Annotated in this window: 29 protein-coding genes; 20 read left to right on the forward strand and 9 right to left on the reverse strand. The window is 46.7% G+C overall.

The features are described from left to right. The first annotated feature begins 84 nt into the window (after window positions 1-84). The 3 genes from H6F73_RS26060 to H6F73_RS16310 are packed head-to-tail and all read left to right on the forward strand — an operon-like array spanning window position 85 to window position 1913. Complete coding sequence (locus H6F73_RS26060) at window positions 85-327, forward strand: hypothetical protein (RefSeq protein ID WP_199330651.1); 243 nt, start codon at window positions 85-87, stop codon at window positions 325-327. Then, the gene (locus H6F73_RS16305) at window positions 309-554 is read left to right on the forward strand and encodes a GNAT family N-acetyltransferase (protein WP_347239560.1); all 246 of its coding nucleotides are present in this window, start codon (window positions 309-311) and stop codon (window positions 552-554) included. The genes H6F73_RS26060 and H6F73_RS16305 overlap by 19 nt, the downstream gene beginning before the upstream one ends. Window positions 555-578: 24 nt before the next feature. Further along, a complete protein-coding gene (locus H6F73_RS16310; RefSeq protein ID WP_190759800.1) occupies window positions 579-1913 on the forward strand; it encodes a serine/threonine-protein kinase in 1335 nt (444 codons plus the stop codon). A 51-nt stretch (window positions 1914-1964) separates the two neighbouring features. Here the strand turns inward: H6F73_RS16310 and H6F73_RS16315 are convergent, their stop codons facing one another. Both H6F73_RS16315 and H6F73_RS16320 read right to left on the reverse strand, forming a co-directional pair. Further along, window positions 1965-2306, reverse strand: coding sequence for a HepT-like ribonuclease domain-containing protein (locus tag H6F73_RS16315; protein WP_190759801.1), 342 nt, complete (start codon window positions 2304-2306; stop codon window positions 1965-1967). Then, window positions 2303-2611 (reverse strand): nucleotidyltransferase domain-containing protein, encoded by a 309-nt coding sequence (locus H6F73_RS16320; protein WP_172189046.1) that lies wholly within the window; start codon window positions 2609-2611, stop codon window positions 2303-2305. The genes H6F73_RS16315 and H6F73_RS16320 overlap by 4 nt, the downstream gene beginning before the upstream one ends. Before the next feature lie 131 nt (window positions 2612-2742). Between H6F73_RS16320 and H6F73_RS16325 the strand changes: the two genes are divergently transcribed. The 4 genes from H6F73_RS16325 (at window position 2743) to H6F73_RS16340 (ending at window position 7007) form a co-directional block, all read left to right on the forward strand. After that, window positions 2743-2955 (forward strand): GNAT family N-acetyltransferase, encoded by a 213-nt coding sequence (locus tag H6F73_RS16325; protein ID WP_242072512.1) that lies wholly within the window; start codon window positions 2743-2745, stop codon window positions 2953-2955. Between the two features lie 612 nt (window positions 2956-3567). After that, complete coding sequence (locus H6F73_RS16330) at window positions 3568-4968, forward strand: AAA family ATPase (RefSeq protein ID WP_190759802.1); 1401 nt, start codon at window positions 3568-3570, stop codon at window positions 4966-4968. After that, window positions 4968-5969, forward strand: a complete 1002-nt coding sequence (locus H6F73_RS16335) for a DUF4435 domain-containing protein (protein WP_190759803.1) — start codon at window positions 4968-4970, stop codon at window positions 5967-5969. Before H6F73_RS16330 ends, H6F73_RS16335 begins: the two co-directional genes overlap by 1 nt. A 627-nt stretch (window positions 5970-6596) precedes the next feature. Beyond that, entirely contained in the window at window positions 6597-7007 is a 411-nt protein-coding gene (locus tag H6F73_RS16340; protein ID WP_190759804.1) for a DCC1-like thiol-disulfide oxidoreductase family protein, read from the forward strand. Between the two features lie 20 nt (window positions 7008-7027). Here the strand turns inward: H6F73_RS16340 and H6F73_RS16345 are convergent, their stop codons facing one another. Then, window positions 7028-7456 (reverse strand): hypothetical protein, encoded by a 429-nt coding sequence (locus tag H6F73_RS16345; protein ID WP_190671457.1) that lies wholly within the window; start codon window positions 7454-7456, stop codon window positions 7028-7030. A gap of 135 nt (window positions 7457-7591) precedes the next feature. Here H6F73_RS16345 and H6F73_RS16350 point away from each other — a divergent pair, with 135 nt between their 5' ends. Further along, window positions 7592-7978, forward strand: coding sequence for a histidine kinase (locus tag H6F73_RS16350; protein WP_190759805.1), 387 nt, complete (start codon window positions 7592-7594; stop codon window positions 7976-7978). Window positions 7979-8068: 90 nt separating this feature from the next. On the opposite strand, the gene H6F73_RS16355 is transcribed toward H6F73_RS16350, so the two are convergent. After that, on the reverse strand, window positions 8069-8743 hold the full coding sequence (locus tag H6F73_RS16355; RefSeq protein ID WP_190759806.1) for a hypothetical protein: 675 nt from the start codon (window positions 8741-8743) through the stop codon (window positions 8069-8071). Window positions 8744-9255: 512 nt separating this feature from the next. Here H6F73_RS16355 and ffh point away from each other — a divergent pair. The 6 genes from ffh to H6F73_RS16385 all read left to right on the forward strand — a co-directional run bounded on the left by ffh (window position 9256) and on the right by H6F73_RS16385 (window position 13576). Beyond that, window positions 9256-10734, forward strand: a complete 1479-nt coding sequence (gene ffh / locus H6F73_RS16360) for a signal recognition particle protein (RefSeq protein ID WP_190759807.1) — start codon at window positions 9256-9258, stop codon at window positions 10732-10734. A gap of 242 nt (window positions 10735-10976) precedes the next feature. Next, complete coding sequence (gene rpsP / locus H6F73_RS16365) at window positions 10977-11225, forward strand: 30S ribosomal protein S16 (protein ID WP_190671467.1); 249 nt, start codon at window positions 10977-10979, stop codon at window positions 11223-11225. Further along, window positions 11200-11652, forward strand: coding sequence for a KH domain-containing protein (locus tag H6F73_RS16370; RefSeq protein WP_190759808.1), 453 nt, complete (start codon window positions 11200-11202; stop codon window positions 11650-11652). The genes rpsP and H6F73_RS16370 overlap by 26 nt, the downstream gene beginning before the upstream one ends. A gap of 109 nt (window positions 11653-11761) precedes the next feature. After that, a complete protein-coding gene (gene rpsU / locus H6F73_RS16375) occupies window positions 11762-11935 on the forward strand; it encodes a 30S ribosomal protein S21 (protein WP_190671472.1) in 174 nt (57 codons plus the stop codon). A 270-nt stretch (window positions 11936-12205) separates the two neighbouring features. Continuing rightward, complete coding sequence (locus H6F73_RS16380; RefSeq protein WP_190759809.1) at window positions 12206-13159, forward strand: PhoH family protein; 954 nt, start codon at window positions 12206-12208, stop codon at window positions 13157-13159. Between the two features lie 12 nt (window positions 13160-13171). After that, the gene (locus H6F73_RS16385) at window positions 13172-13576 is read left to right on the forward strand and encodes a ChuX/HutX family heme-like substrate-binding protein (protein ID WP_190759811.1); all 405 of its coding nucleotides are present in this window, start codon (window positions 13172-13174) and stop codon (window positions 13574-13576) included. A gap of 45 nt (window positions 13577-13621) precedes the next feature. On the opposite strand, the gene H6F73_RS27045 is transcribed toward H6F73_RS16385, so the two are convergent. Further along, the gene (locus H6F73_RS27045) at window positions 13622-13750 is read right to left on the reverse strand and encodes a hypothetical protein (protein ID WP_277882618.1); all 129 of its coding nucleotides are present in this window, start codon (window positions 13748-13750) and stop codon (window positions 13622-13624) included. A gap of 52 nt (window positions 13751-13802) precedes the next feature. On the opposite strand from H6F73_RS27045, the gene H6F73_RS16390 reads away from it, so the two are divergent. After that, on the forward strand, window positions 13803-14645 hold the full coding sequence (locus H6F73_RS16390) for a DUF6816 family protein (protein ID WP_190759813.1): 843 nt from the start codon (window positions 13803-13805) through the stop codon (window positions 14643-14645). Window positions 14646-14870: 225 nt separating this feature from the next. Here H6F73_RS16390 and H6F73_RS16395 read toward each other — a convergent pair whose 3' ends face one another. From H6F73_RS16395 to H6F73_RS16405, 3 genes are all read right to left on the reverse strand, one after another. Continuing rightward, a complete protein-coding gene (locus tag H6F73_RS16395) occupies window positions 14871-17030 on the reverse strand; it encodes an MASE1 domain-containing protein (protein WP_190759819.1) in 2160 nt (719 codons plus the stop codon). Window positions 17031-17475: 445 nt separating this feature from the next. Next, window positions 17476-18183: a pentapeptide repeat-containing protein gene (locus H6F73_RS16400; RefSeq protein WP_190759820.1), complete on the reverse strand. Its 708-nt coding sequence runs from the start codon at window positions 18181-18183 to the stop codon at window positions 17476-17478. A 62-nt stretch (window positions 18184-18245) separates the two neighbouring features. Further along, window positions 18246-19937, reverse strand: coding sequence for a GspE/PulE family protein (locus tag H6F73_RS16405; protein WP_190759822.1), 1692 nt, complete (start codon window positions 19935-19937; stop codon window positions 18246-18248). Window positions 19938-20487: 550 nt separating this feature from the next. Between H6F73_RS16405 and cysH the strand changes: the two genes are divergently transcribed. Both cysH and sbcD read left to right on the forward strand, forming a co-directional pair. After that, window positions 20488-21219, forward strand: coding sequence for a phosphoadenosine phosphosulfate reductase (gene cysH / locus H6F73_RS16410; protein ID WP_190759823.1), 732 nt, complete (start codon window positions 20488-20490; stop codon window positions 21217-21219). A 206-nt stretch (window positions 21220-21425) separates the two neighbouring features. Then, a complete protein-coding gene (sbcD, locus tag H6F73_RS16415) occupies window positions 21426-22751 on the forward strand; it encodes an exonuclease subunit SbcD (protein ID WP_190759825.1) in 1326 nt (441 codons plus the stop codon). A 144-nt stretch (window positions 22752-22895) separates the two neighbouring features. On the opposite strand, the gene H6F73_RS16420 is transcribed toward sbcD, so the two are convergent. Then, window positions 22896-24539: a Ppx/GppA phosphatase family protein gene (locus H6F73_RS16420; RefSeq protein WP_190759826.1), complete on the reverse strand. Its 1644-nt coding sequence runs from the start codon at window positions 24537-24539 to the stop codon at window positions 22896-22898. A 210-nt stretch (window positions 24540-24749) separates the two neighbouring features. Between H6F73_RS16420 and H6F73_RS16425 the strand changes: the two genes are divergently transcribed. From H6F73_RS16425 to H6F73_RS16435, 3 genes are all read left to right on the forward strand, one after another. Next, window positions 24750-25634, forward strand: a complete 885-nt coding sequence (locus H6F73_RS16425) for a 4-hydroxybenzoate solanesyltransferase (RefSeq protein WP_190759828.1) — start codon at window positions 24750-24752, stop codon at window positions 25632-25634. 81 nt (window positions 25635-25715) lie between these two features. Beyond that, complete coding sequence (locus tag H6F73_RS16430; protein WP_190759829.1) at window positions 25716-26213, forward strand: cytochrome; 498 nt, start codon at window positions 25716-25718, stop codon at window positions 26211-26213. Beyond that, on the forward strand, window positions 26210-26746 hold the full coding sequence (locus tag H6F73_RS16435) for a hypothetical protein (protein WP_190759830.1): 537 nt from the start codon (window positions 26210-26212) through the stop codon (window positions 26744-26746). Before H6F73_RS16430 ends, H6F73_RS16435 begins: the two co-directional genes overlap by 4 nt. The last annotated feature ends 23 nt before the right edge of the window (window positions 26747-26769 follow it).

Here is a 26769-nt window from a genome sequence, read left to right on the forward strand (position 1 = left end):
CATTCAAAGCCAAACGATCAGATTTTGTAGCATATTGTAGTATGCTCGATAAAGCTTGCAGAGTTAACTGGAGTTGATGTGGGAATGCAAATTGAACCATACGACCCTCGCCACCTTGATGCTGTTATTCGTCTTTCGCTTCGGGCATGGACTCCGGTCTTTGATTCGATTCAGAAGGCGATGAACGCGCTCTGTGTACCAGGCATTCTATCCCAATCATTGGCGTGTGAGCCGGCAAAAAGCTGCCCTTGGATGTGTGTGCTGCGGAAGACACGAATGTATGGGTTGCTATCAATGCCGGCTCTACTGTGGGCTTTGTCGCCGTGAAACTACACTCAGAGGACAGCATGGGTGAAATCTACATGGTTGCTGTCGATCCAGAGTTTCAAGGTCGCGGTATTGGTAGTGCTTTGATAGAATTCGCTCTGGCTTGGATGAATGATGTTGGGATGTCTATTGCTATGGTTGAGACTGGAGGTGATGCCGGTCATGAAATAGCCCGTCACACCTATGAAAAGGTGGGCTTCGAGCTATTCCCTGTCGCCAGTAACTAAAGTTTAAAAAGAAGGAGAAAGACTATGAGCAAACAGAAAAACAAACCTTGGGATGAAAAATGGGAAATAGTCAAATCGATTGGGGGCGGCGGACAAGGAGATACTTTTCTTGTCAAATCTAAAGATTCTACAGTTTTGTCTCAGAGTTTTGTATTAAAAAAACTAAAAAATCAGAATGATGCTGAAAGACGCAAGAGAATGCACAGAGAGGTTGCTGCGTTAAGTACCCTCGATTGCCCCGGCATCCCGCGATTAATTGAATCAAACTCCGACCAATTTGATTCCGATGTTCCGCTTTACATGGTTGGTGAATTCATTGAAGGGAAAACACTTTCACAAATCCTAGACCCCGCTCCACGTATGGAGATTGCGGAGGCTGTTAATCTTGTTCTGAAACTTCTAGAGACTATACAATACTGTCACAAACTTGGGATTGTACACCGAGATATCAAACCGGACAACATTATTATGCGTCGCGATAACATCGCCGATCCAGTTGTCATAGATTTTGGCATTTCATTTAATGAATCTGATGCTGACGGGACTATTTTGACAGAGCCTTGGCAGCAGCTCGGAAACAGATTTTTAGCACTTCCCGAGCTTCAGGTAAACAGCAGTATGCAGCGCGACCCCAGAGCGGATATTACACAATGCTGTGGGATTTTGTTTTTTGCGATCGTCGGCTCACCTCCGGTCACTTTGCTCGACCATGAAGGAAGAAAGCCCCATCAAAGACCGGAAAATCAAAAAGCTTTGTTGAAAAGCCCTTCCGATTTACTGGCTAAAGTGAATAGAATTTTTGACAGAGCATTTGTAACTCACATCGACTACCGCTGGCAATCTATACCCGAGCTACAACAAGCCTTGATAGCTTGCCTTGATACAAATGAGAGCATTCATAATGCCGAACAATATATTGCTCAAATCCAAAATAAAGTATCAACTTCATCTGATTATGCCCAACGCCAGTCTTTTAAAAAACTTGCTCAACAGCTCGTTAAGGAGCTTTTTAACGTAAGTCGAACTGTTGTCGGCGAACTTGGCGAAGGCTTTGGTACAATTCACGATGCAGATGCAATATACTTAAAAAATCGCGGTATTGCTCGGGTTACAATAGACTGGGCTAAACTAAGGTTCTCGCAAAGTCACGGCATTACCAACGAATTTTTACCCAATAATTTTTTTCCTGAGTTTACAGGATATGCAACAGGAAACGAACTCGTTTTGTTGGCAGAGGTAAAGGGAGAGCAAATTGAACTATTAAGGACTCCTTTAAACGGCGACCCTGACTTTACTGCTTTTAGCGAACATCTCCGGCTTTTCTATCTTGAAGGAGTGAGAAAATTAATAGGAGCTTGAACGACCAAACACTGCGAGAGCGCTCGTTCCTACAATACAATAGTGCTGAACTTACGCCTCTGGTAACTCCTGTAAAATCTGTTCTACTGTTACTTTCAACGGAGGTAAATTATTCTGTACGATTGCCCAAACTAGGTTTAGCGAGACTCGGAAATATTCATGCACTACAAGATTTCTAAACGCTACAATTTGCGCCCAAGGCACGGACGAATATCGGCTAGTTAACTCGGGCGATAACGCATTTGTCGCTTCTCCAATAATTTGCAGGTGATGAACAATCCAAATTTGAATCAATTCTTTGTTATCAAATGCCTGCCTGCCTTGGCTTGCATATCGTTCAATTGCGGCTATTGCATCTAATATATCTTGCAGCCGTTCGGCTTCTCGCCTCATAGTGGTACAGCTTCCTGCAAAACGCGCTCGCGAATGCGTTCTTTCAACATATCCACTGTGGCGATATCAACCTTACGATTGAGTAGTTGTTCTAAATCAAGCAATAGCCCACCTGGAAACCAAGGCGTAATTTTTTCTAAATCGTAATCCACTAACAAATCAATATCGCTTTCTGGGGTCGCTTCGCCCCGCGCTACTGAACCGAATACGCGTACATTGTAGGCTCCGTGCTTTTGGGCAATGGCTAGAATTTGCGATCGCTCATAATACAGTAATTCTTGAATGCCTAATCCTGTTTTGCTCATCAAGCCCTCCTCAACGCCTTAAGATGTTGCTTCCCACACTGGGGTCATTGCTAGTTAATCAGCGAAAGTAGCCTAAAAGTTATCTGTAAGCATTCAAAGCCAAGCTATCAGACTTTGTAGAGTATTGTAGTATGCTCGATATGGTTGCTGTCGATCCAGATTTTCAAGGTCGCGGCATTGGTAGTGCTTTGATAGAATTCGCTCTGGCTTGGATGAAAGATGCTGGGATGTCTATTGCGATGGTTGAGACTGGAGGTGATGCCGGTCATGCCCCAGCCCGTCACACCTATGAAAAGGTAGGCTTTGAGCTATTTCCAGTCGCCAGATACTTCAAGAAGCTTTAAGTGCAGATGTTAAGTCTCAAGGTTTACTTTGTTCTATAGCTAGTCAATCGCGATCGCCCAATCGAGTCATGTTTGGTTTCACGTTACTTACTGATTCACAAGTAAGGACTTGACAGACTCAACTCAACCTACAGCGAGGGGCGGTCGCACTAATTTGCTTAAGGCCAGAAAACCTTACAAAAGCATTGCCTACTCGAAGCCTGAAGGAAATGAGTGTGAGCCGTTTGTTTCATAAATATCACCGCCGGCTTGCCATCGTCTGCACATTCTGCTACTTCTGAATCTAATGACTGGAATGCTTTTTCCTATAGCTAAAGCATTCCATTAGCGTCAACTTGCCGGCTTTCTCATCCATCTCCATACACTAGAAACCTTTGGATTAGACAGTTTCTTTCCCATCAGCCCATTAATAGTTAGACCGCTAAGTTAAGTTGTCTATGGGGACGCAGTAAAATGTTATCTATAGGTTATGATGATCAAGTGGGCATAGGTTCTCGGCTGAGCGCAGTTGAATGGTTAAATATTGGTGGGAAATAATGATCGCTGCTTGTATAGTAGTAGAAACAAACGTATTCTCAGTTTTCACCGCTGAAACCTGGAGTCATTAAAGTCATGCACCGCTATATTAAGCATATTAAGGCAGAGGGAGTTCTTGGACGCTTTGATATTGATCAAGAATTCCAAGAAGGTGTAAATGTCTTGTTTGGTAAAAATGGTACTGGAAAAACAACCTTACTCCACATATTAGCCAACTTGCTAAACGGTGACTATAAGCGATTTGCTTGCACAGAGTTTAGAACAATTAGGGTTCAGCTTAATGATGACACCAATATTGTTATTTCAAAGAAGGAAGTTGAGGAAGATAGCAATATTAATGTGACTGTCAATGATGAGAGCGTTGCAGAAAATATTTCAACAACAAGAGAGAGATTGAAGCTGGATCAAGATAGAGAAGAATGGCGTATCTTATCTGCTTATCGGGAGCGAAAGTTAAGAGAACTACAAGAAGATGATGATGAGGAGGAAGTTAAGCCTATACTTCCAGTTGCGTATTTTCCCGCTTTTAGAACAATGATCGAAGCATGGGCTTCAGCAGAATTGAGGCCACGAAATCCCAAAGACATACAGATTTTAAGCACAAAATTTGCTCGTGAACTATTCGGTTCCTTTGTGCCAAGTCTAAACTATCCTTCACCCATTGAAATAGAACGTGGACTAAGTGAAGAAATAGATGAGGCATTATTTAAAGTGACGCGTGCTGATAGAAAATATTTTGGAGAATTACTTCCAAACATATTTCAAATTTTATCTAAAAACTCAATTTCTACTGAATACACCCTTGCAGAGGAAGGTGAGTCTGAAGAGATTATTGAAGAAATAAACTCCTTAGTCAAAAAGCTAGAAAAATATGCCTTAAAAGCAGCCCCTGAAATCACGAAGCTCCGTAGTTCTGTATCTTCTTTCGAGGTGGATAACCAAAAGAAGAGAATTGCAGAGCAAGTACTAAATATTTATCGAAAGGCTCTTAGAGAAGTTGTTTCAGTTCAAGACAATTCGTTTAGAAGTATTGAAACTTATTTAGAGTCCATAAACTCATTTTTAGAAGGCAAAAGCATAGAAATTAGTTCGACAGAACCCATATTGAGGCGAAAGTCATCAGTAGAAATAAAATTTGAAGCAGGAACTCCAAACACGATACCTGGTATTCGTCGCGCATTATCATCAGGAGAACGTCAAATAGTAACACTGATTTATGCTGCCACTCATATGAGTAAGCAGGAAATAGTTTTGATTGATGAGCCAGAGATTTCTCTTCATGTTGATTGGCAAAGGCATCTTCTTCAGAAAATGTCCGAGCAGCTTGGAGAGCGACAAATCATAGTTTGTACACACTCACCCGTAATTGGAGCAGATTATGAAGAGCGGGTAATAATTTTTGAGCCAACAATTACCTGTTCATCTGAAAATACCAACAACAATGGATTTGTTGAAGAGGACGGTGAGGTATTTTAATGGCTACTAAGTACGATCCACAATCTTATCGAGTGTATTTAAGGAACAGTATTAGTAGTAAAACTAAGCATATTCTTGTTGAAGGAAGAGATGACAAATATTTAATTGACAAATTATGCAAAGATTTTTTAACTGAAAACAACCAAAGCCAAAATTTTGAAGTTCTTGTAGATTCTGCCGAAAGTCTTATACAAGTACAAGGAGATGAATTACAGTTGTTATCAAATAATAGAGAGAAAGTGGAATTCATTGCTAACAGTGTTTATGGACAACCATATGCAGATGGTTTCGTTGGCTTTATTGACAGAGAGTTGCACAAATTTAAATGGGATTGTGATGTTGATTCCGAACTACAAGATTTGGTTGAATCTCATGAAATAATTAAGCGGCTTGTTCGATCAAGAGGTCATTCCATAGAAAACTATATCTTCGATTTATCTATACTTTATGAAGTCCTCGAATCTCTTTCAACTACAGTATATGCAAATCAGGCAATTGAGTTATTTAAGGAATCTTTTCAGCACACTCTCCGTATAGCTTGCTCAATTGGGCTTGCAGCAACAAAAGCACAAGTTTTATCTAAAATTAGTTCGACAATTGAGTACAAACTTCTCGAAATCACTTCGACTAGGGAAATAACGTTCAATCTTGATAATTGGATTGAGGAACTCCTTAAAAGACAAATTTCAGCCTCCCAAGCACAAGATATAAGATTGCACTATGCAACTTATAACGACCAAGTTTCTAGAGCCTCAATTTCTTTGGTGAGATGGATATGTCATGGACATATTGGTTATGATTTCTTGAGAGCCTTATATGAAAGATGCGTATTTGATAGTTGTCCAATTGTACAAGATAAGACTAAAGAGGTGAGTGGAATAAGTTGGGTAGCTAAGGAAAAGTTACTGTCTTGTTTCATCAACTCTTGGATAAAAAAGTCTTTGCAAGAGCAATATGAATACCCTATAGCCATTTTTGAGTTATTAAAAATAACATCATAAGCATTAAATAATTAGCTCGGTATAACAACCCTGCTGGAGTGGACTGATGATATATATTGGCTAGGTTTGCAGAGGTTATTCGCAGCCCCTCAGCAGGAACGTTAGCTGTCAACTCAATCCCCGCCCAGATAGATGTTGAGTTTCGCTATGCTTAACCCAACCTACAGTTCCTCATTTTTTTGAATTTCGCAAGAGGTCTAATCAGTGCTGTTTTTTAACCTAATCAATTACCAGAACTTAAGTACAATTTAGAGAGATTAACCCTTCTCGCTGTACAAGAAACCTGGAAAATTTTTGTAGCAAATCTTTTGAACTTTTTTAAATCAAATAAAGTGTAAATTTCAGGGTTTTATTTTTATGAGAAAAACGAATAGATTCATATTAGCTCAAATAAAAAAATCACTAAGACAAACCTCTTGTTTCTATCATTAGCGTTGAAGTCGCCGGAACATTTGCTTCAAAGACGCTTTGCTTACCCATGAGATGAGAGCGCTCGCTCATCGTTTAATTTTTCTATAAGTTTAAAATTTACTGCGTAATGGAGCATCAGGCAAAACAACAATTATTTAAAACTCTAGAATTACAATAGGAGTAGGTAGTTTATGTTATTAAGGAATTTGGGTTTTCATGCCTTACCACGTTATTTATGATGGCAATTGCAATCTGTGTGTCACCCTGGTGCAGCAGCTAGAAAATTTAGACAAAGGCCAGCTATTTACCTACATTCCCATGCAAGATCCACAGGCGCTCACTCAGTTTGGCGTCACGCCGCAAGATTGTGAACTGGGGATGATTGTAATCGACGCCGGCAATCCCCAGCGCCGGTGGCAAGGCAGTGATGCCGCAGAAGAAATTGGACGGCTGTTACCCGCCGGCTACGTGTTTGTGGAAGCCTATCGAGCACTGCCGGGGCTAAAGTGGGCCGGTGATCGCTTCTATGAACAAATTCGTGATAACCGCTACACCATATTTGGTAAACGCTCAAGCACCTACCAATCTACCTACCCCAGCGCTTGCAGCAACAACACTTGCGGCTAGTGCCCCATGCCCAAAAACCCCTAATTCCCCGGACTATTAAACACATCTAAAACCTGCCGGCAAAAGTGTTTCAGCATATCAGCAGCGCTAGGTGCCGGCTCAGATAGCCCAACAAACTGCCAGCTGTCCACAGTGGAAAATCGCCACTGTTTTCCTTGATGGTCAAATCCAGCAGCTTCTACCCCGATCGCACGCCGGTGTTCATCCAGCGGATCTTCATAAAAGCGAATCTGAACCAAAATACTGCGACTCTGAAACAACCGGCTTCTGCCGGGGAAATGGAAGCCAATATCAATAGAATCTGGATCGACGAGTTCCAGAGTATCGGGATCATTCATCCAGGGCTTAAGATCTACCCTTATATCTGGAAACTCTGACTTAAATAAATTAACCACCGTCGCAATCTTGCTGGCCACTTCAATATTTCGAGCCTTCTCCGCTGCGTTCACTCCAAACCCTCCTACTAACGTGCTGTCAGATGTGATCTAATGGTTTCAGATGGGCAAACACAAGTTTTTCATATCAAGATAGCTCATACCCCTGCCAAAGAAGCGGCAATCAACAGAAGACTAGGAGTCAAACAGATGGCCACCCCCTGCCACATCATTGTTGAAGGGAATCCCGTAATCATCTACGCCAGTCGGAATGGAAGCCCCGACAAAGTTCGACGTATCCTCAAACCCTTTCTAGAAAAATTTTTGCAAGAGAGAGAAACCGCTGGAGAATACTGTGATACACCTGAGTGTTTAGTGGCTCAGATTGTTGTCCGCTTTGGGTTTGAGATTTGTGAAGATGATTTCTCTAATTTAAAAGTGAGCTTGGCTTACGATCCAACGGTGGAGTACCTTTACTCCGTTGCACCGGATCAACAGGTGAGTGTTTGGGTTGCACAGGAAGAATATCGCCAAAATCCCAGCTTGGGACTGAAAGCGTGCCGGCAGTTGGAGGGGGAAGGCTGGCGCATTGACTAATTTGCTGTGATTTTAACCCCATTTAGCGATTTGCCTGGGAGTTGAATCCCAGGCGTGATTGCTCAATGCTATTGAGAATCGGCCAACTTATCAGGGAAACTGTTTAAAGCACGACGGTGGCAGATGAGTGCTTAACATCGGGTTCAGGCTGCGCTTCAGTTGCCGGCAACACCCGAACACGGGCAAATTTAAGACAACTGACGCCTTGCAATTGCTCCACGATGCCGGTAGAGATTTCATGCGCCGGTTAATTTGTTTAAACTTATTAGGTCGCAAAATTGAATCTCGCTCGATCAGCAACTGAGTCAGCCGGCGCATGGTTTCCTGAGCAGTGACATCAAATTCCTCAAGCAGCAACAATCCTTCAACTTGGTAATTATCTAAACGCAGTCGTTGCTCTAAAACCGGCAACTCGCTAGCAACTAAATCGAGCGCATCTGTTAATTTGAGTTTGCCTTCTTGTCGCAGCTTGTGTAGCTTTAAATCGGCAAATTCATTGATATTGGAATTGCGCCGGCTCACTTTTAAGCGATCTGAGGTTAGCCAAAATTCGATAAAGCGCGGTTCCTGAGCAGAAGGACTGTGGAGTGTGGCCACCTGCGGCTCATCAAGCAAGTGCAATTTCCGTAAATCAATGTTATACAAATCTCTGAGAACTAAATGCAAAACATGACGCCGATATAGTTCTTCAGCAGCCGCTTCACTAATATCTTGGAACAGATCCAGGAGTCGGATTTTCTTGCCGGCACCTATTCCATTACTCATGTCTGCCGGCGGCACTTCAATCCCAGCTAGCCGGCAAAACGCATCATTGCCATAGCGTTCGAGCTTTTTGCCTTATCTGGATAACTGAGTTTGCTTCCTTGTTTCGCCTCACGCCTTGAGCTTCGCTTGATCTCAGGCTGGCATTGAGCTAATTGGGCGATTGGCGAGGAAAGCCGGCTCAGTTTGCTCCTAGATGTCATAGATGCTGTGAGAAAATTGTCAAAAATTCCGCTTTAATTAGTTAAATTTAGACGAAGGGAATGGGGCATGGGTCAAGGCTGCGCCAACCTAAAGGTATGGGCAAGGCTGCGCCAACCTAAAGGTATGGGCATTGGGCAAGGCTGCGCCAACCTAAAGGTATGGGCATTGGGCTATTAAAAACTGCCCTTCAGGACTCAGGACTCAGCACTCAGCACTCAGGACTTAATCCCGCCCTTCCCACGGCTCAAATCCCATAAAGGGTTATCCTAATCTATAAGTCTTAAAGAAAATTATCTAGAAACGATCCTTCCATGTTCGACGCACTTGCCGACCGCTTAGAAGCTGCCTGGAAAAAACTGCGAGGTCAGGACAAAATCTCGGAATCCAATATCCAAGAGGCTTTGCGGGATGTTCGCAGAGCGCTTCTGGAAGCCGATGTTAACCTCCAGGTGGTTAAAGATTTTATTGCTGAGGTAGAAACCAAAGCCCAAGGTGCTGAGGTGATTACCGGCGTGAGGCCGGCTCAGCAGTTCATTAAAATTGTCCACGACGAACTCGTGCAGGTGATGGGGGAAACGAATGTTCCCCTCGCCACTGCTGACACGAAGCCGACAATCGTACTGATGGCCGGTTTGCAAGGGACAGGTAAAACGACGGCATCTGCCAAGCTGGCGTTACACCTGCGGAAAACCAATCGCACGGCGATGCTGGTGGCGACAGATATTTACCGGCCTGCTGCTGTTGACCAGTTGGTGACACTGGGTAAGCAAATTGGCGTGCCGGTGTTTGAAATGGGCACCGGCACCGATCCGGTGGAAATTGCCCGTCAAGGGGTCGAGAGAGCGATCGCAGAGAACGTCGATACGGTGATTATCGATACTGCCGGTCGTCTGCAAATCGACCAAGACATGATGGCAGAGCTAGCACGAATCAAGGAAACTGTCAAGCCCCACGAAACCTTGCTCGTCGTGGACGCCATGACCGGCCAAGAAGCCGCCAACCTGACGCGCACCTTCCACAACCAAATTGGCATCACCGGCGCAATTCTCACCAAGCTAGATGGGGATAGCAGAGGTGGTGCAGCCCTTTCTGTGCGGCAAATTTCCGGCGCACCGATTAAATTTGTCGGCGTCGGCGAAAAAGTCGAAGCACTGCAACCGTTTTACCCAGATCGGATGGCGTCTCGGATTTTGGGGATGGGAGACGTTCTCACCTTAGTCGAGAAAGCCGCTGAGGAAGTCGATATTGCAGATGCCGAGAAGATGCAAGAGAAAATCCTCACGGCAAAGTTCGACTTTACCGACTTTCTCAAGCAAATGCGGCTGATGAAGAACATGGGTTCTCTCGGCGGTTTGCTCAAGCTAATTCCGGGGATGAATAAAGTTTCAGACGAGGATTTGCGAAAAGGCGAATCCCAGCTGAAACAGGCAGAGGCGATGATCAATTCCATGACGATTGAAGAACGCCGCAACCCCGATGTATTAGCCAGTTCACCCAGCCGCAGGCGACGGATTGCCAAGGGTTCGGGTTATGGAGAAAAGGAAGTCACCGATTTGGTGACCAACTTCACCAAAATGCGAGCAATGATGCAGCAAATGGGCCAAGGCCAGTTTCCAGGGATGGGAATGCCGGGAATGGGTGGCATGGGCGGCATGGGCGGCATGGGCGGTGGCCCTTGGGGTGGCAACAATGCACCCCAGCCCGGTTGGCGAGGATATCCGGGTGGAAATCCAGCCGCTAACAAGAAAAAGAAAAAGGAAAAAAAGAAGAAAGGTTTCGGCCAACTGTAGCCATCAGCAACAGCCGCTTACCGCGCGGCAACACCTTGGGGGAATCCACCAAAATCTCCCCCACTTTCTTACTCTCCCCCACTCCCCCACTTTCTTACTCTCCCCCCCACTCAGCACTCAGCACTCAGCACTGAGCACTCAACTAAGTGGTATAATGGGGAACTCTCAGGCAAATGAAATTTAGAAGCTGGTAGCTGATAGCTGATAGCTTAAAATCTTAAACGGAGCATAGGGTATCAAACATGATCAAATTGCGCTTAAAGCGGTATGGCAAAAAAAGGGAAGTGAGCTACCGGATCGTAGCGATGAAAAGCAGCGATCGCCGCGATGGCCGTCCCTTAGAAGAACTGGGCTTCTTCAATCCCAGAACCGATGAAGTCAGGCTTGACGTGCCGGCGATTGTCAAGCGTCTGCAACAAGGAGCGCAACCCACAGAGACAGTGCGTGCCCTTCTGAAAAAAGCCAATGTCTTTGAGCAAGTCAGTGGTTAACCCACAAGCGATATCACAAAGCGGCTCCCCCTCAGCCGCTCCACAATACGATGAACTGGTACGTTTTTTAGTCCAGCCTTTTTTAGACGCGTCAGACGCCTTGAAAGTGGATTGCGAAATCTCCCCCAGCAGACCCCGGATTTGGGTACGTCTGGCTATTGAGGGCGAGGATAAAGGACGTGTATTCGGTCGGGGCAGACGCAATATAGAGGCAATACGCATGGTGTTGGAAGCGACGGCTCAAGCTGCCGGCCAGTCCATTCACCTGGATATTTACGGGGCGGGGAATTCAAGAACGGATACGCCGCCGCCCACTCGCGAAGCGAATCCGACGCCCACTCGCGAAGCGAATCCGAGAATCCCCAGACCTCAATCTCGCCAGTCTGGTTTACCCAGACCGTCTTCTCAACCACGCTCTCCCGAATGAGTCAATTGAGCGAAGAAAAAACCCGCTCATAAAATTGAGCGGGAAAGTTTTATAGCTAGTAAATTAAATCGCTAACGGCAGGAAAAATGTAAGGAGGTGGACAGAGAGATTGGCAGAAGTCCGTTTGGCAGAAAATGAGTCGATTGAGTCGGCTTTAAGGCGCTTTAAAAAGAAAATTCAGAAGGCTGGGATTTTGTTTGAGGTTAAACGTCACGAACGTTATGAAAAACCCAGCCTGCGTCGTAAGCGCAAAGCGGAAGCTACCCGCAAGTACCGTCAATAAGATCGTCGCTCGTAAACCGGGCACCCCAACACTTCACAAATCGGTGGGGTTGCCGGCTAAAAAGACGCCTGAAGGGCAAGAAGACTCGCCATCATTCAGGCGTCTTTTTGCAAATTTACGAGCTAGAATTATTTTTTTTAGCCGGCAACTCAGGAAAATCAGGGAATTTGAAAATATCTGATTTGTTAAGGAAAAATTGACAGTACGCAACGTAGCACTCAAGCATCTGAGGAGGGAATATTTGGCACAATCAAGAGGAAGAATTCAGGCATGATAGAAGCATTTAAAATAGAACTGCCGAATGTTAGCAGTGCCCTTGCGCTAGCCGGCTATCAAGAAGAAAATTTAAAAACACTGGCACGGCAAACCGGCGCACAACTCGTGCTGCGCGGGCAAGATTTATTGATTTCTGGAACAGAAAATCAAATCGATTTGTGTCGCCGGCTAGTGCGTTCCTTAGAAGATTTTTGGAAACACGGTAAAAGCATTTCTCAAGTCGATATTCTCACAGCCCGTCATGCTTTAGACACTCATCAAACTGACGAGTTGCAAGATTTGCGGCACGATGTTTTGGCAAAAACTCGTCGCGGAGAAGAAATTCGAGCCAAAACCTTTCGGCAGCGGCAGTATATTCAAGCGGTACGCAATCACGATCTGACCTTTTGCATCGGCCCTGCCGGCACCGGCAAAACCTATCTCGCCGCCGTTCTTGCCGTCCAAGCATTGCTGGCAAATCAGTATGAACGGCTGATTTTAACTCGCCCCGCCGTAGAAGCCGGTGAAAAGCTGGGCTTTTTACCAGGGGATTTGCTGCAAAAAGTCGATCCCTATCTGCGCCCTCTCTACGATGCCCTCTACGAATTTATCGAACCTGAAAAAATTACCAATTTGATGGAACGGGGGGTGATAGAAATCGCTCCCTTAGCATATATGCGGGGCCGTACCCTGAACCACGCCTTTGTAATTTTGGATGAAGCCCAAAATACAACACCGTCTCAGATGAAAATGGTATTAACCCGTTTAGGGTTCCGTTCCCGCATGGTTGTCACCGGCGACATCACCCAAACCGATTTGCCGACGAACCAAGCCTCAGGATTGGCAGCCTCTCAAAAAATCCTGCAACACGTTGAGGGCATTGCTTTCTGCAACCTCACCCAAGCCGATGTTGTGCGCCATGCTCTAGTGCAGCGCATTGTCGCCGCTTATGAAAAGTATGAAAATTAGCCAGTCAATCGAATGAATAGCACCCTGAAAGACTTTCTAGAATCTTGCCACACCCTCGGCATATTACGCCTGATTGTTACTAGCAGTGCAGCCGTTTTAGAAGCCCGTGGAACTGTTGAGAAATTGTTCTACGCCGAGTTGCCCAAAGGCCGGTATGCGAATATGCACACAGAAGGCTTCGAGTTTCACCTAAATATGGACAAAATCACACAGGTGAAATTTGAAACCGGCGAAGCGAAACGAGGCAATTTCACCACCTATGCCATTCGCTTTCTCGATGAAAAACAAGAGCCGGCTTTAAGCTTATTTCTCCAGTGGGGCAAGCCTGGAGAATACGCACCAGGACAGGTGGAAGCATGGCATCAAATGCGAGAGCAATACGGCGAAATTTGGGAACCTGCACCTTTGGAGGTTTGAGCGAGGAGTGCTGAGTGCTGAGTGCTGAGTGGGAGAGGGGGAGAGTCAGAGAAATGCCCAATGCCCCATGCCCAATGCCCCATGCCCCATGCCCATACCTTTAGGTTGGCGAAGCCTTGCCCAATGCCCCATGCCCATACCTTTAGGTTGGCGAAGCCTTGCCCCATGCCCCATGCCCCATGCCCCATGCCCAGGAGTTTTGAGGGAAGTCTTTAAGCTCTAAGTTATGAGAATTATTTGGAATTTGTGCTTAATTTTGCTTTTGTCGTTCTGGGGGGCTGCCGGCGCGACGGCTGGGCCGCTGGCTGAGCGGATGGCGCAATTTCCTGACTGGCAGAATAAGCCGCCGGTGAGGGCTGCTCAAGGGGATTTAATCTATCCAGGTTGGATGGCAGGAACTTGGCGCGTTACCAGTACGCTGGTGGATACCGTGGCACCTTTGGCACCGGCTCTTGTCACGCCTGGATTTGAGGGAAATCGTCAGTATCTCAATCAGCCTGTGACATTTCCTGTGCGGTTTGTGGGGGAAATCTCCCTGAAGCGCCGCACCCTTAATGCAACTCTTTTCACGCCATTATTTAATACTTTTGTCAATAAAAATTTAACCCTTCAACCCGCTACAACGAAAGGGAAATCTATCAAAACCGGCCCCGTGGTTGCAGATAGAGCCTTCAATGGCTTAAGTATTGCACGAGCTTATTTAGGTGAGAGCGCTGTCTCTAGTGTCAAAGTCGATCCTGATTCTCCCAGCCGGCAGATTACCCAATTGCGAGGCGGAAGTCAGCTTGTTTCAGTTGTCACAGGTCGAGGAAGTGAGACACCGGCACCTGATAAATTTGTAGCTACCGAAGTCAGTCAACAAGTGTTTCGAGGGGGAACAACGCTTTATTTTAACGAAGTGGAGACCACAACATTCTATCAGCGACAGCCCTCAGAGATGCCGGTGATTCAAGCACAGCAGGTCAGCGCTATTTATCTATCACCGCAAGATCCAGACTACTTTGCAGCCAACGGACGGCCTGTAGCGCTTTATCGCTATGATTTGGAACTATTGCCGGCATCTGAGTGAGTGCTGAGTTTCAGTTGGAAGTCAGAACAGAGGCACCCTTTATTTAAGGTAAAAAACGAAAAGTCCTCAAAACTATCTGTATTTATCTGTGTAGAGCTGCCGGCACACTACGCTATCATCTGTAGCTTTTATCAAAAATATTCGCATTTGCAAAAACCGCTTTATTTAAAAAATAGAACTATCAAAAAAAAGGTGACTGCATTGGCATCCGATAGCATAAAATTATCAAACATTTGAGTTTGACCGTGAAGGCTGAGAATTGGATTCTATTTGCGATTCACTTAGCTTCACCGGCAGCCAAATTGTAAACGTCGATCCATGACCTAACTCACTACTAACTGTAATATCTCCCCCCATCATTTGGCAAAACTTCTGGGTGATCGTTAGTCCCAGTCCTGTGCCGCCATAATTGCGAGTTGTCGAGTTATCCGCTTGGGTAAAAGGCTGGAACACCTGAGCACTTTGCTGCGGAGTCATCCCAATGCCGGTATCGGTGACAGAGAAAATGATCCAAGGTGAGGAAGAATTTGAACCGGCGAGGTTGTGAGAAAGTGAGGGAGCAAAAGATTGCAGATTCTCTCCTACCCTTCCATTATCGCGTTCACCGGCTTTGTAGTTCAGTTCCGCTGCTGTATCTACTGTCAGCGTAATTTTCCCCTGCTTAGTAAACTTAGCCGCATTACTCAGAATATTCAGCAGCGCTTGCCGAACCTTACTCAAATCAAGCTGCATTGAGCCAATATCATCAGGACAATGAATCGTAAGCGTATTGGCATTTTTGTCTACCAACGGCTGAATGGTTGTAACAACTTCCCAGATCAGCGTCGATATTTCAAAAGTTTCCAAATGAAGCGTCATGCGACCGGCTTCAATCTTAGATAAATCAAGAATATCGCTGATCAAAGAAAGCAATTGTTTGCCGGCGGAATTAATTTTCAATAGATCTTCAACAAATGCATCCTCACCGGCATCTTCGGCTTCCTCTTGCAGCATCTCACTGTAACCAATAATCGCATTCAGCGGCGTTCGCAACTCATGACTCATATTCGCCAAAAACGCACTTTTCGCACGGTTGGCTTCTTCAGCAGCTTCTTTCGCCAAACGGAATTCTTCGGCCCGCTGGCGTTCTGTAATGTCCTGAACTGTGCCGGTGAGACGAACTGCCTCTCCTGCCTGGTTTAGAATAATTTCCACTTGCTCGTGAACCGTGCGTTGAGTGCCATCGGGTCGAACAATTCGGTAGTCAATACTATAAGGTGTTCGTTCGTTCAATGCCTGACTGAAAGACTCACTGACCAGTTCTCGGTCATCAGGATGAACTAATTGCAAAAAAGTCTCGTGTGCAGGGCGAATCGTACCGGGAGAAAATCCGACCAGGCGATAAACTTCATCTGACCAAGATAAATGCTGTTTCATCAAGTCTAAGTCCCAGTTTCCCACTTGAGCGATCCGCTGAGCATTGGCCAAACTCGCTTGATTTTCCCGCAGCGATACCTCCGCACGCTGGCGTCCGGCAATGGCAGCAGCCAAAACCAAAGAAGTGAGAGCAAGTACCGCTGTAAAGGCTTGTAAAGTCAGAATCGCCTCGCCGTTATTGCTCGTATGCTTGAGGAAAGGGCCGCTTTCCCTGGCAACACCCCACAGGGCAAAACCAGAAAAAATCAAGTTAGCGAGAACCGTTCCCCCCTGGCCAAATCGCAAAGCCCCCCAAACCATAAATGGAAACGGCAGATACTCAAGGGGATAGCTGGCAATATACACCCGCGTTCTCGAACAGAAGACAACCCAGCCGATGCTCAACAGCAGGCAGATCCAGCTACTAACTTCAATGAGGTAACCAAAACGTTTAGGGTCGGGCCACTCACGCCATTTGAGTAATAGGGGCGTCAAAATTGCGACACCCATGACGCCCCCTACCCACACACTCCACCACAGTGAATTAAACTCCGCCCAGGGTTGGATGCCGGCTAAGCACAAGGTCAAGGTATCAAGGCTAGCATTGATCAGCATCGATACCATTGCGCCCAAGAAGAGGGAAACCACATCTCGCGGGCGTTCAAATGAAGCGCGAAACCCCATGCGGTTAAGCAGTTTTAACCCGGCTAACGCTTGCAAGGTACTGCTGACACTGATGCCTAAAGCCACAACCCATGAGGCGTGGCATGAGAGTGCGAAGAAAAAAGCACCCAACCCAACCCCAGGCCAGAACTGTTGTCCGTGGACGAGAAGGGCTGCCAGGGCAATACCGGCAGGCAATCCCACGGGCGACGCCAACACATTCATTCCCGGAATTTTAGTTGCAACAACTGCCGCGCCAAAGTAGACCGCAGTGAGGACACCCACCGAGATCAAATACCGCCACTGCCGGGTCTGGAGCCAGGTCATATCTATTTACAGTTCCCTATAATTTGAGCGAGGAACCTTTTTTTTTCGCGCCAGAATGCACCCGTTATTTCCCAATCTTATTAATACCTCTATAAAAATTGCTTTGGATAGGGCCGCTAAATTTGGATTAATTTTTAGGTGTAGGCTGCAAATAGAGAGTCCAGCAAATTTAAACATTACTTCTGAACAGAGGGCTACAGGCGAGAATATGGCGCTGCACCACGCCCCTGAGATGGGGCAAGGCTGCGCCAACCCTATGTGTTTATGAATGACCGAGCTTTTAGCCCCTCGATTTACCTGTGCCGAACCCTTGAATATGCACCCTCACTGGAAAACTCTCCTCTGTAGGGATAGAGCATCCAAAATATTATCGCCGATATGCTTGACGATTGCTTCAGGGTGATTACTTCTGTTCACTCCTTTGTTTAGGAGCAAGAATAAAAGACTATCCTGGGTTAATTGTGCCATCGGGCATCGTCGCGCCATTCATTGCGGCACCGGCTAGATTTGTGTTGTCGAGGATGGCATCTGTTAGATTGGCATCCCACAGGATCGCTTTGACTAATTTTGTGCCGCTTAAGTGTGTGCGAGTTAAGTCTGCACCTGTTAAATTCGCCTCGCTTAAGTCTGCACCTGTTAAATTCGCTCCCGTCAAGTTGGCTTTTTGCAAGATCGCTGAGGTGAGTTTGGTGAAGGTAAGATGGGTGCCGGTTAGATTCGCTTCTGTTAAATCTGCGCCGGCAAGGTTGGCTTTCGTTAAATCTGAGCCGGTGAAGTTGACGAATTTCAAATTTGCACCGGCAAGATTAGCGCTGAATAGTCGTGAACCAATAATTTGCATTTGTGTCAGTGATAACCCACCCAAGTCAGCGCCGGTTAAATCTGCGCCGATTAAATTTGTTTCACTGAATTTTGCCTGAGTGAATTTGGCCCCGATCAGACAGGCACTCGCTAAATTTGTGCCCATTAACTCCGCACCAAAAAGGTTTGCGCCGGCTAAATTTGTCCCCACTAAGAAAGCTTGGTTGAGTTTTGCCCCAGCGAGATTTATGCCGGTTAAATTGGTGACTCTCAGATCGCTTCCACTGAGGTCTACACCGCAGAAATTCCTTTCCCCGCCGACATATCGTTTTAGAAGTTCTTCACTTTTCATGAATTGTCTGTATTCTATACCAACCAAGCTTTGCAAGAGCCTGCCATTAAAGTCAATAACATTTAACTTGCTCCCCCAGGCTCGATGCCGGCGGGTGTTTCGCTGCCGGCGGCTACAACGGTTCCCCCTTTACGTCGCAAGGCGCTACGGTGGAGGACTCGCAACACTTCTTCTACTGTTGTAATGCCGGTTGTCACTTTGTCTATAGCAGCCAGTCGAAAGGATGCAAAGCCACATTGATTGAGGTAACGGTGCAGTTGCGTCATTGTTCCTTCATAGATTAGCTGTTGCACCATCTCATCAATATCCAAAATTTCTACAATTGCTTCGCGCCCCAAATAGCCAGAACTAAAACAATTGGCACACCCCCGCCCCTTCCGCCAGCTATCTGGTTTTGCCTGATCTCGTTCCAATCCCAGCACTTGCAAATCTTGATCGCTGGGGGTATAAGCTTCAGTACAGTGGGGACAAACGCGACGCACCAAGCGCTGCGCGACGATTCCTAAGAGAGCATCGCTAATTAGGCCGGGATCAGGGCCAATATCTTTCAAGCGGGGAATCGCACCAACCGCATCGTTAGTGTGCAAGGTGGTAAAGACTAAGTGGCCGGTAAGGGCTGCCCGAACGGCTGTTTCTGCGGTTTCTTGGTCACGAATTTCCCCGACCATGATGATGTCTGGATCTTGACGCAAAATTGCCCGCAAGCCCGCGGCAAAGGTCATACCGGCTCGTTCGTTGACTTGGGTTTGGGTAATCCGGGGCAAGACGTATTCTACCGGGTCTTCGACCGTGACGACATTCACATATTCTTTAGCAACTGATTGCAAACTCGTGTAAAGTGTGCTTGTTTTGCCAGAGCCGGTCGGGCCGGTGAGGATGATCATGCCTTGGGGCTGGCTTAACCAATTTTTAAACGTCGCCAGGTTCTTTTGAGAAAAGCCTAAGTCTTCCATATTGGAAAACGGGTTCTGTTGGGGTAATAACCGAATCACGGCTTTTTCCCCACCCACACAAGGCAGGGTACTCACTCGCATATCTAAACCCACTTCATCTTGACCGGCAGCATAATTTTCTCCGATCCGCCCATCTTGAGGCCGCCGGCTTTCCGCAATATCCATATTGGACATAACTTTGATGGCCACAACCATTTGCCGGCTAATTTCGCGCGGCAAAGTCGTAATATCCCGCAGCACACCATCAATGCGATAGCGTACCTTTAAGCCTTCTTGCATCGGTTCCAAATGAATATCACTAGCGCGGTTGCGTAATGCCCCAGAAATTAAGGTTCTAATTCGCCCAATTTGGTTAACTGCTTTGGAGAGATAAATTTCGGTGGTTTCGCTGAGATCTTCTCTCTCTTCTTCGCCGGTGAGGGGATTGACTAAAGGGGCGGAACTAATGCGGTTGGGATCGAGCTTTTGTGTGTGATACCAAGAGCGATAACTTTTGTCGTCAATCTGTATGATTTTGATATTGCTGAAGGTGCGCTCGCTGAGGTAGTCCATCTCTTCATTAGAGATTTCAACCGGACTGCCCAAATAGTAGCAGTTGCGCCACAGCAGCAAGGGGATCACCGGCGGCAACTGTTTTCTGTCAGGAAATTCTCGAAAAAAGCGATAACTAACTTCTCGATCAAGCAGTCTCAGGTTGAGTAGACCATTTTGATCGACCAGCAACCGAAGTGCTTGTTCGCAAGTGATCACCTGATTTCTAAGCTGTTGCCAAGCAGATTGGATAGCTGGAGAAGTTTGCATAGGGGTTGCCGGCATCGGCTGCGGTAGTGCTGATCGTCAGGATAACAGAAAGCTTACGGGCTGTTGATTTAACGGCAGATTGGAAGGTCAATTTGCTGCCGGCAATCCCTATGCGATGGCATTATCTTTAAATGCCGGCATTTTTGCTCACTTCTTTGGTCAAATTCTGCTTTAAGCAGGCTATACTCCCTTTTAAGTTAGGTTGCCCCATGCCCCTTGCCCCACGCCCATACCTTTAGGTTGGCGCAGCCTTGCCTAATGCCCCATGCCCCATGCCCCATGCCCCTACCTTTAGTAGCGGATTTCTACTAATTTTCATTAAATGCCTGAAATTTAAACCCTGTAGATCCAAATATGGAAACACTGCCGGTTAAAAATACCATGCGAGGTTTTTGCAAAAAATTATAAGAATCAGATCCTTTCACTGTAGATAATTTGAGGCAATTTCGGGTGTTGCGGTTAAAATACGGATACCCGATCAGGTTATGTGTCTTTATCGGCTACAATAAAAACTGTAAAAAATGTTAGCAGTTGAGAGTTAAAAGCAAGCATGGTCTGCTCCGAAGAAGTTCAAATTCAAACTTCCTCTCTTGACCTGGATGAACTCAACCAGAGATTTGACACAGCCCATCCAAGAGAGATTCTGGCCTGGTGTATCAGAAATATTCCGACAGGACTGGTACAGACCAGTGCGTTTGGAGTCAGTGGTATGGTGACGATGGATATTCTATACCGCGAACTCAAACCAGAGCCGCCCGTGCCGGTGCTGTTTCTCGATACGCTGCATCATTTCCGCGAAACTTTAGAACTCGTTGAAAACTCCAAGAACCTCTACAACTTGGATCTGAGAGTCTATAAAATTGAGGGCGTAGATTCTCGCGAAGCGTTTGCCGAGGAGTATGGCGAGGCGCTGTGGGAAAAAGACGTTCAGAAATTTCACTACATCACTAAAGTTGAACCGTTGCAAAGAGGTTTGACCGAACTGAACACCGTCGCTTGGCTGACCGGCAGGCGGCGAGATCAAGCAAGCACTCGCGCTGTGATGCCGGTGTTTGAACGCGATATCAAGCATCGGATTAAAGTGAATCCTTTAGCCAACTGGACACGCAACCAGACTTGGGCTTATGTGATGGAAAATAACGTTCCCTACAATGTTCTGCATGACCGAGGTTATGGCAGTATTGGCGATGAACCGCTGACAACGCCAATCGCAAAGGGCGAAGATGAACGTGCCGGTCGGTGGCGTGGCACAGCTAAAACTGAGTGTGGAATTCACATTTAAGCCGGCAGTCATAATAACAAAAACCCCGTCCTTACTGTTACGCTGGACGGTTTTTTTTTCTCTAATTCTGTTCCTAACCACGAGTCGGGAAGCTGGGTGTGTCAAACTTATGAAAAAGGGGATGAAGTCTACTTAGCAAGTGTAAATTTTAGTTGCAAAATTAGCAAAATCTATCAAAAAGTTCCTGGCCTCCTGTAAGTGAGATAATGATTAAAGTTCTGCATTTATCAGATATTCACATGGGGAGTGGTTTCTCCCACGGACGGATCAATCCAGCGACGGGATTAAATACACGATTAGAAGATTTTGTCAATACTTTATCCCGATGTATTGATCGAGCGCTGACAGAGCCGGTGGATTTGGTGTTGTTTGGCGGGGATGCCTTTCCGGATGCCACGCCCCCTCCCTTTGTGCAGGAAGCGTTTGCCAGCCAATTTCGCCGGCTCGTTGATGCCCAAATCCCTACGGTATTATTAGTTGGCAATCACGATCAGCATTCCCAAGGGCAAGGCGGCGCGAGTCTGTGCATTTACCGCACATTAGGAGTACCTGGGTTTATTGTGGGCGATCGCTTGGAAACGCACCGGATCGAGACAAAAAGTGGGCCGGTGCAAGTGATGACGCTGCCTTGGTTGACGCGCTCAACGTTAATGACACGCGCGGAAACAGAAGGACTAGCACTCTCAGATGTTAACCATTTGCTAATTGATAAACTGCGCGTGGTTCTAGAGGGAGACATCCGGCAGCTCGATCCAGAGGTGCCGACGGTTCTGCTGGCGCACTTGATGGCAGATAAGGCGGAATACGGCGCAGAGCGGTTTCTGGCTGTGGGCAAGGGTTTCACGATTCCGATGTCGATGCTGATTCGTCCTTGCTTTGATTATGTGGCTTTGGGACATATCCATTTGCACCAGAATCTTAACCCGTCTAATGAGCCGCCGGTGGTTTATCCCGGCAGCATTGAACGGGTGGATTTTAGTGAGGAAAAGGAAGATAAAGGCTATGTGATGGTGGAGGTTGAGCGCGGCAAGACAAAATGGGAGTTTTGTGCGCTGCCGGTGCGGAAGTTTCAAACGATTCGGGTTGATGTGTCTGAGTCAGCTGATCCCCAGGCAACGTTGCTCAGTGCGATCGCGAAAAAAGACATTAAAGATGCGGTGGTAAGGTTAATTTATCAAGTCCGATCCGAACAGCTTGATCGCATTGATAATACGATGTTGCATGGCGCACTTGTCGAAGCACATAACTATACGATTCAACCGGAGTTGGTGAGTCAGTTGGCTCGGCCTCGTTTGCCGGAGTTGGGTTCGAGTGCGAGTATTGATCCCCTGGAAGCGCTGAGTGCTTATTTAGGCAGCCGGGATGATTTGAGGGATATTAAGGCTGAGTTGTTAGAAGCGGCGCAAAATTTGCTGGCGGGAGAGGAGATATGGTTAGAACCGGCTGAGGTTGAAGTGGGAGGATCGGAGGTTTCAGCGAGTAATGAGAAGTTGCCGACGCAGGACGGTGATCGTCAACTGCGCTTGCTTTAATTGGTGCCGGTGGGGTTGAGGTTTTTGTTTTTTTAACCGCAGATGCACGCAGATGCACGCAGATGAATGCAGATGATCATGTCGCTTGCCGGCACGTCTGTGTGTTTACAAGTGCTCTTGTTAAGGCGAAAAAGTAATAACCGGCTAATTAGCAATAACCGGCACTGACAGTAAGGTGGCGACTAATTTAACGCCGTATTCTGCTTCAAAAACGTCTTTTTTGTAATCCAAACTCCAGCGTTCTAAAATACACTCATCGTCTGGATTTGCCGGCTGCAACCACAAATGTAGTTCCTGAAATTCTTGACTGTATTCGCAATTGACGCGTTCGACTGCACCAATTTGCCGACGATCTAGTGCGACTGCTAAGCGCAATAATGCACTCAGTTGGCTCACCATCTGCCGGTATCTTTTGGTGGGCAAATTGCGGTAATTATCATGCTTTTTCTTGGGAGCGCTTTTGCGGTGGTAACGCGCTAAATTGGCAATCACTTCTATCTCGGTTTCTGTATAGCCGAGAAGTTCACTGTTGCGAATTAGGTAATAGGAGTGTTTGTGGTGAGATGAATGGCTGATATGAAGTCCGCAGTTGTGTAAGATGCCGGCAGCCCAAAGCAGTTCGCGTTCTTCTACACCCCAGTTGTGAAGAATCCCTTGGGTTTGGTCAAATAAACTCAGGGCAAATGTTGCGACTCGTTCACTGGCTTCTAAGTTGACTTGGTATTTTTGGGCGATTTTAAAGGTGCTGCGTTCGCGTACTGAGCTTTGATAGCGCAGCCGATCTTCGATTAAGCCGTGAGTGAGCATCCAATCTACGATGACACCTTCGCGCAGGGAACGTTCGCAAATTGTTAGGGATTCCATGCCTAACAGTGTCATGGCTTCTTGTAAAATTAGGGCACCGGCAAGGATGATTTCTGACCGGCGATCGGACATCCCTGGAATCGCTAGCCGTTCTGAGTAGGAAAGCTTCCGCAGGCGACTAACCAACTCTCTAAGGTCTTTAAGGCTTAATTGGTAGCCGGTGAGGGGGTTCGGCACCATCCCCAGTTTTTCACGGGCGTTAATTGTCGCTAAAGTTTCAATGGTGCCGGCTGTCCCGACTAAACGCGGTAGCTCCCCAGGCAGCAATTGAGCGCGTAACTCGTCTACTGAGCGCTCTAATGTACCTCGCACAAACGCTTGTAGGTATTGAAACTCAGGGGTGCTGATGGGATCTGTGGTAACAAATTCTGCCGTGAGTCGCACTGCACCCACTTTGGTGCTGCTGAGAGAGCGAGGTTCGTGACCATCTCCTAAAATTAATTCTGTGGAACCGCCGCCAATGTCAATAATGATGTGGGGTTGGTTGTTGAATTCCATCCCCGACAACACACCGAGATAAATTCTCCGGGCTTCTTCTTGCCCAGAGATTAAACTAACGGCTAAGTCTAACTGTTCTTCGATTTGTGCCAGAAAGTCTCTGCCATTGGGCGCTTCGCGGACAGCGCTGGTGGCAACGGCGATGGTGGTTTCGGCATTCAAGCTTTTGGCGATTTCTTGAAAACGCCGTAGGGCTGCGATCGCCCGTTTCATCACCGGCTGTTTGAGATCGCCGGTTTCCAAACACCGATCGCCCAAGCGCACTGTTTCTTTCTCTCTAGCGATAATGGTAAATGCAGGCAGCGCCGGTTGAATCCGCACGATTACCATGTGGAGCGAATTCGTTCCTAAATCAATGGCAGCGATAATGCGGTCTTGCTCCATTGAAGAAGCAGAATTTTTTGCGAACGGAACTGTATTGACCATCCCAATGTATCTAGGGTTACAACCCCAGCCCATACCTCCAGAATAAAGATATCTTATAGAGGTCATAAGTGATAGGCAAGAACCGGCAAAACTGCGATAGGCTAAAATCTTCACTAATTAGTTGTGGCAAAATAGCCTGCAAGCTGTGTTTCTCAATCGCGCCACATTGGCTAAATATATAGATAAGCCGCTCATTTATCAGTTAATGCAATGCTGACGTCACAAAAACGCCAACCTGAAGCCATCTGGCAAAGCATCTTTCGACTTTTGAGGTGGGACAAGCCGGCAGGACGGCTGATTTTGATGATTCCCGCTCTATGGGCTGTGTTTTTGGCGGCACAGGGGAAACCCCCGATCCTGCTGGTTGTGGTGATTATTTTAGGGAGTTTGGCAACCAGTGCCGCCGGCTGCGTTGTTAACGATCTGTGGGATCGAGATATTGACCCAAAAGTTGAGCGGACACGCCTGCGTCCCCTCGCTTCGAGATTGCTCTCGGTTAGAGTGGGTCTGGTGGTTGCCGTGGTGGCCTTTATTTGCGCCGGCATCCTTGCCCTTTATCTCAATACGTTCACGTTCTGGCTGTGCGTAGCTGCCTTGCCGGTGATTATTATCTACCCCCTGGCAAAGCGCAAATTTGCCGTGCCGCAATTGGTGTTATCGGTTGCTTGGGGTTTTGCTGTCCTCATCAGTTGGAGTGCCGTTGCCGGTCGCTTAGAACCCGCCGCTTGGGTTCTCTGGGGGGCAACGGTTCTGTGGACTTTAGGATTTGACACCGTCTACGCCATGAGCGATCGCGAAGATGATAGACGCCTGGGGATCAACTCCAGCGCCCTATTTTTTGGCGATTATGCCCCAGAAGCGGTGGTTTTATCCTACGCCAGTGCCTCGGCTTTGCTGGCAATTGTCGGCGGGATGATGCACCTGCGGATTGGATTTTGGATCGCTTTATTTGTGGCTATCGGCTGGTGGGGTTGGCAATATAGCAAACTCAGAGAAGACAACCTGCCCAAGTTTGTTTACGCCCAGCAGTTCAGCCAAAATGTCAAAATAGGTTTTATTTTACTCGCCGGCATGATTATTGGTTCTGTGTTTTAACCCAGAGGTTTTCATAGTAGGGACGCAAAGTAAGATGTCTTTTGCGTTAAACTTTGCGTCCTTTTGCGTTTAAAAAGTTTGATGAAAAAAATAGTTGTTGGGGTTATGGGACCCGGTGCCGGTGCGACGGCAATCGAGCTGCAAAATGCAGGAGAACTGGGCGAATTAATCGCTGAAAAGGGATGGGTCTTGCTCACCGGCGGCAGGGATGCCGGTGTGATGGACGCGGCTTCTATGGGTGCAAAAAAGGCAAAGGGTCTGACGATTGGGATTCTGCCGGCAGAAGATTGTAGCCATCTCTCTGAGGGTGTTGATATTGCCATTGTCACCGGCATGGGCAGCGCTCGCAACAATATCAATGTTCTTTCTTCAGATGTGATCATTGCTTGCGGCATGGGTGCCGGCACAGCTTCAGAAATTGCCCTTGCCCTCAAAGCCAACAAAAAAGTTATCCTGTTAAATAACCACGTTGAAAGTCAAGTTTTTTTTCAAACTTTATCAGAAGAAAACGTTTTTGTGGTTAAGACAGCTCAAGAAGCCATCGAACAGGCTGGCAAAATTCTCGAAAATTACTCATGAAATTAACTAAATTACAACTTTGTTTAAGTGGCGTTACAGTTAGCCTACTGACTTTTACAGGTGCGGTGGGAGTTTATGCAAATGTTCATAAGATAAACGCCTCATCTAGTTTTAGCGGTGAAGAAACGAAAACTTTGGCACAGAATTCCCCGCGTCAGGAAGAATCATCACAGGGAGAAGAAGGGCCACCAATTACCACCACTTCCGGGCCGGCAGAAATAGCTTTGGCACGCCATCTCAAAAGTTTAGATGCCAAGTTCTATGGGGCTTATTGGTGCCCTTACTGCCACGCCCAAGAGCAACTTTTAGGCAAGGAAGCTTTTAAAGAAATTAATTACATTGAATGTGATCCGAGGGGGAAAAACGCTCAGACAGATGTTTGCATGGCTGCTAACATTGAGGGATTTCCAACTTGGGAAATTAACAACAAGTTCTATTCAGGTTTGCAATCTCTAGATAAACTTGCTGAGATATCCGGTTATCAAGGAGATCGGAATTTTCAGCACTCATTCCCGCCGAGAAGAGGGAAATAATTTTCAGGGGAATGGGGCATGGG

This window comes from Microcoleus sp. FACHB-68 (assembly GCF_014695715.1).
Classification (GTDB): Bacteria; Cyanobacteriota; Cyanobacteriia; order Cyanobacteriales; family Oscillatoriaceae; genus FACHB-68.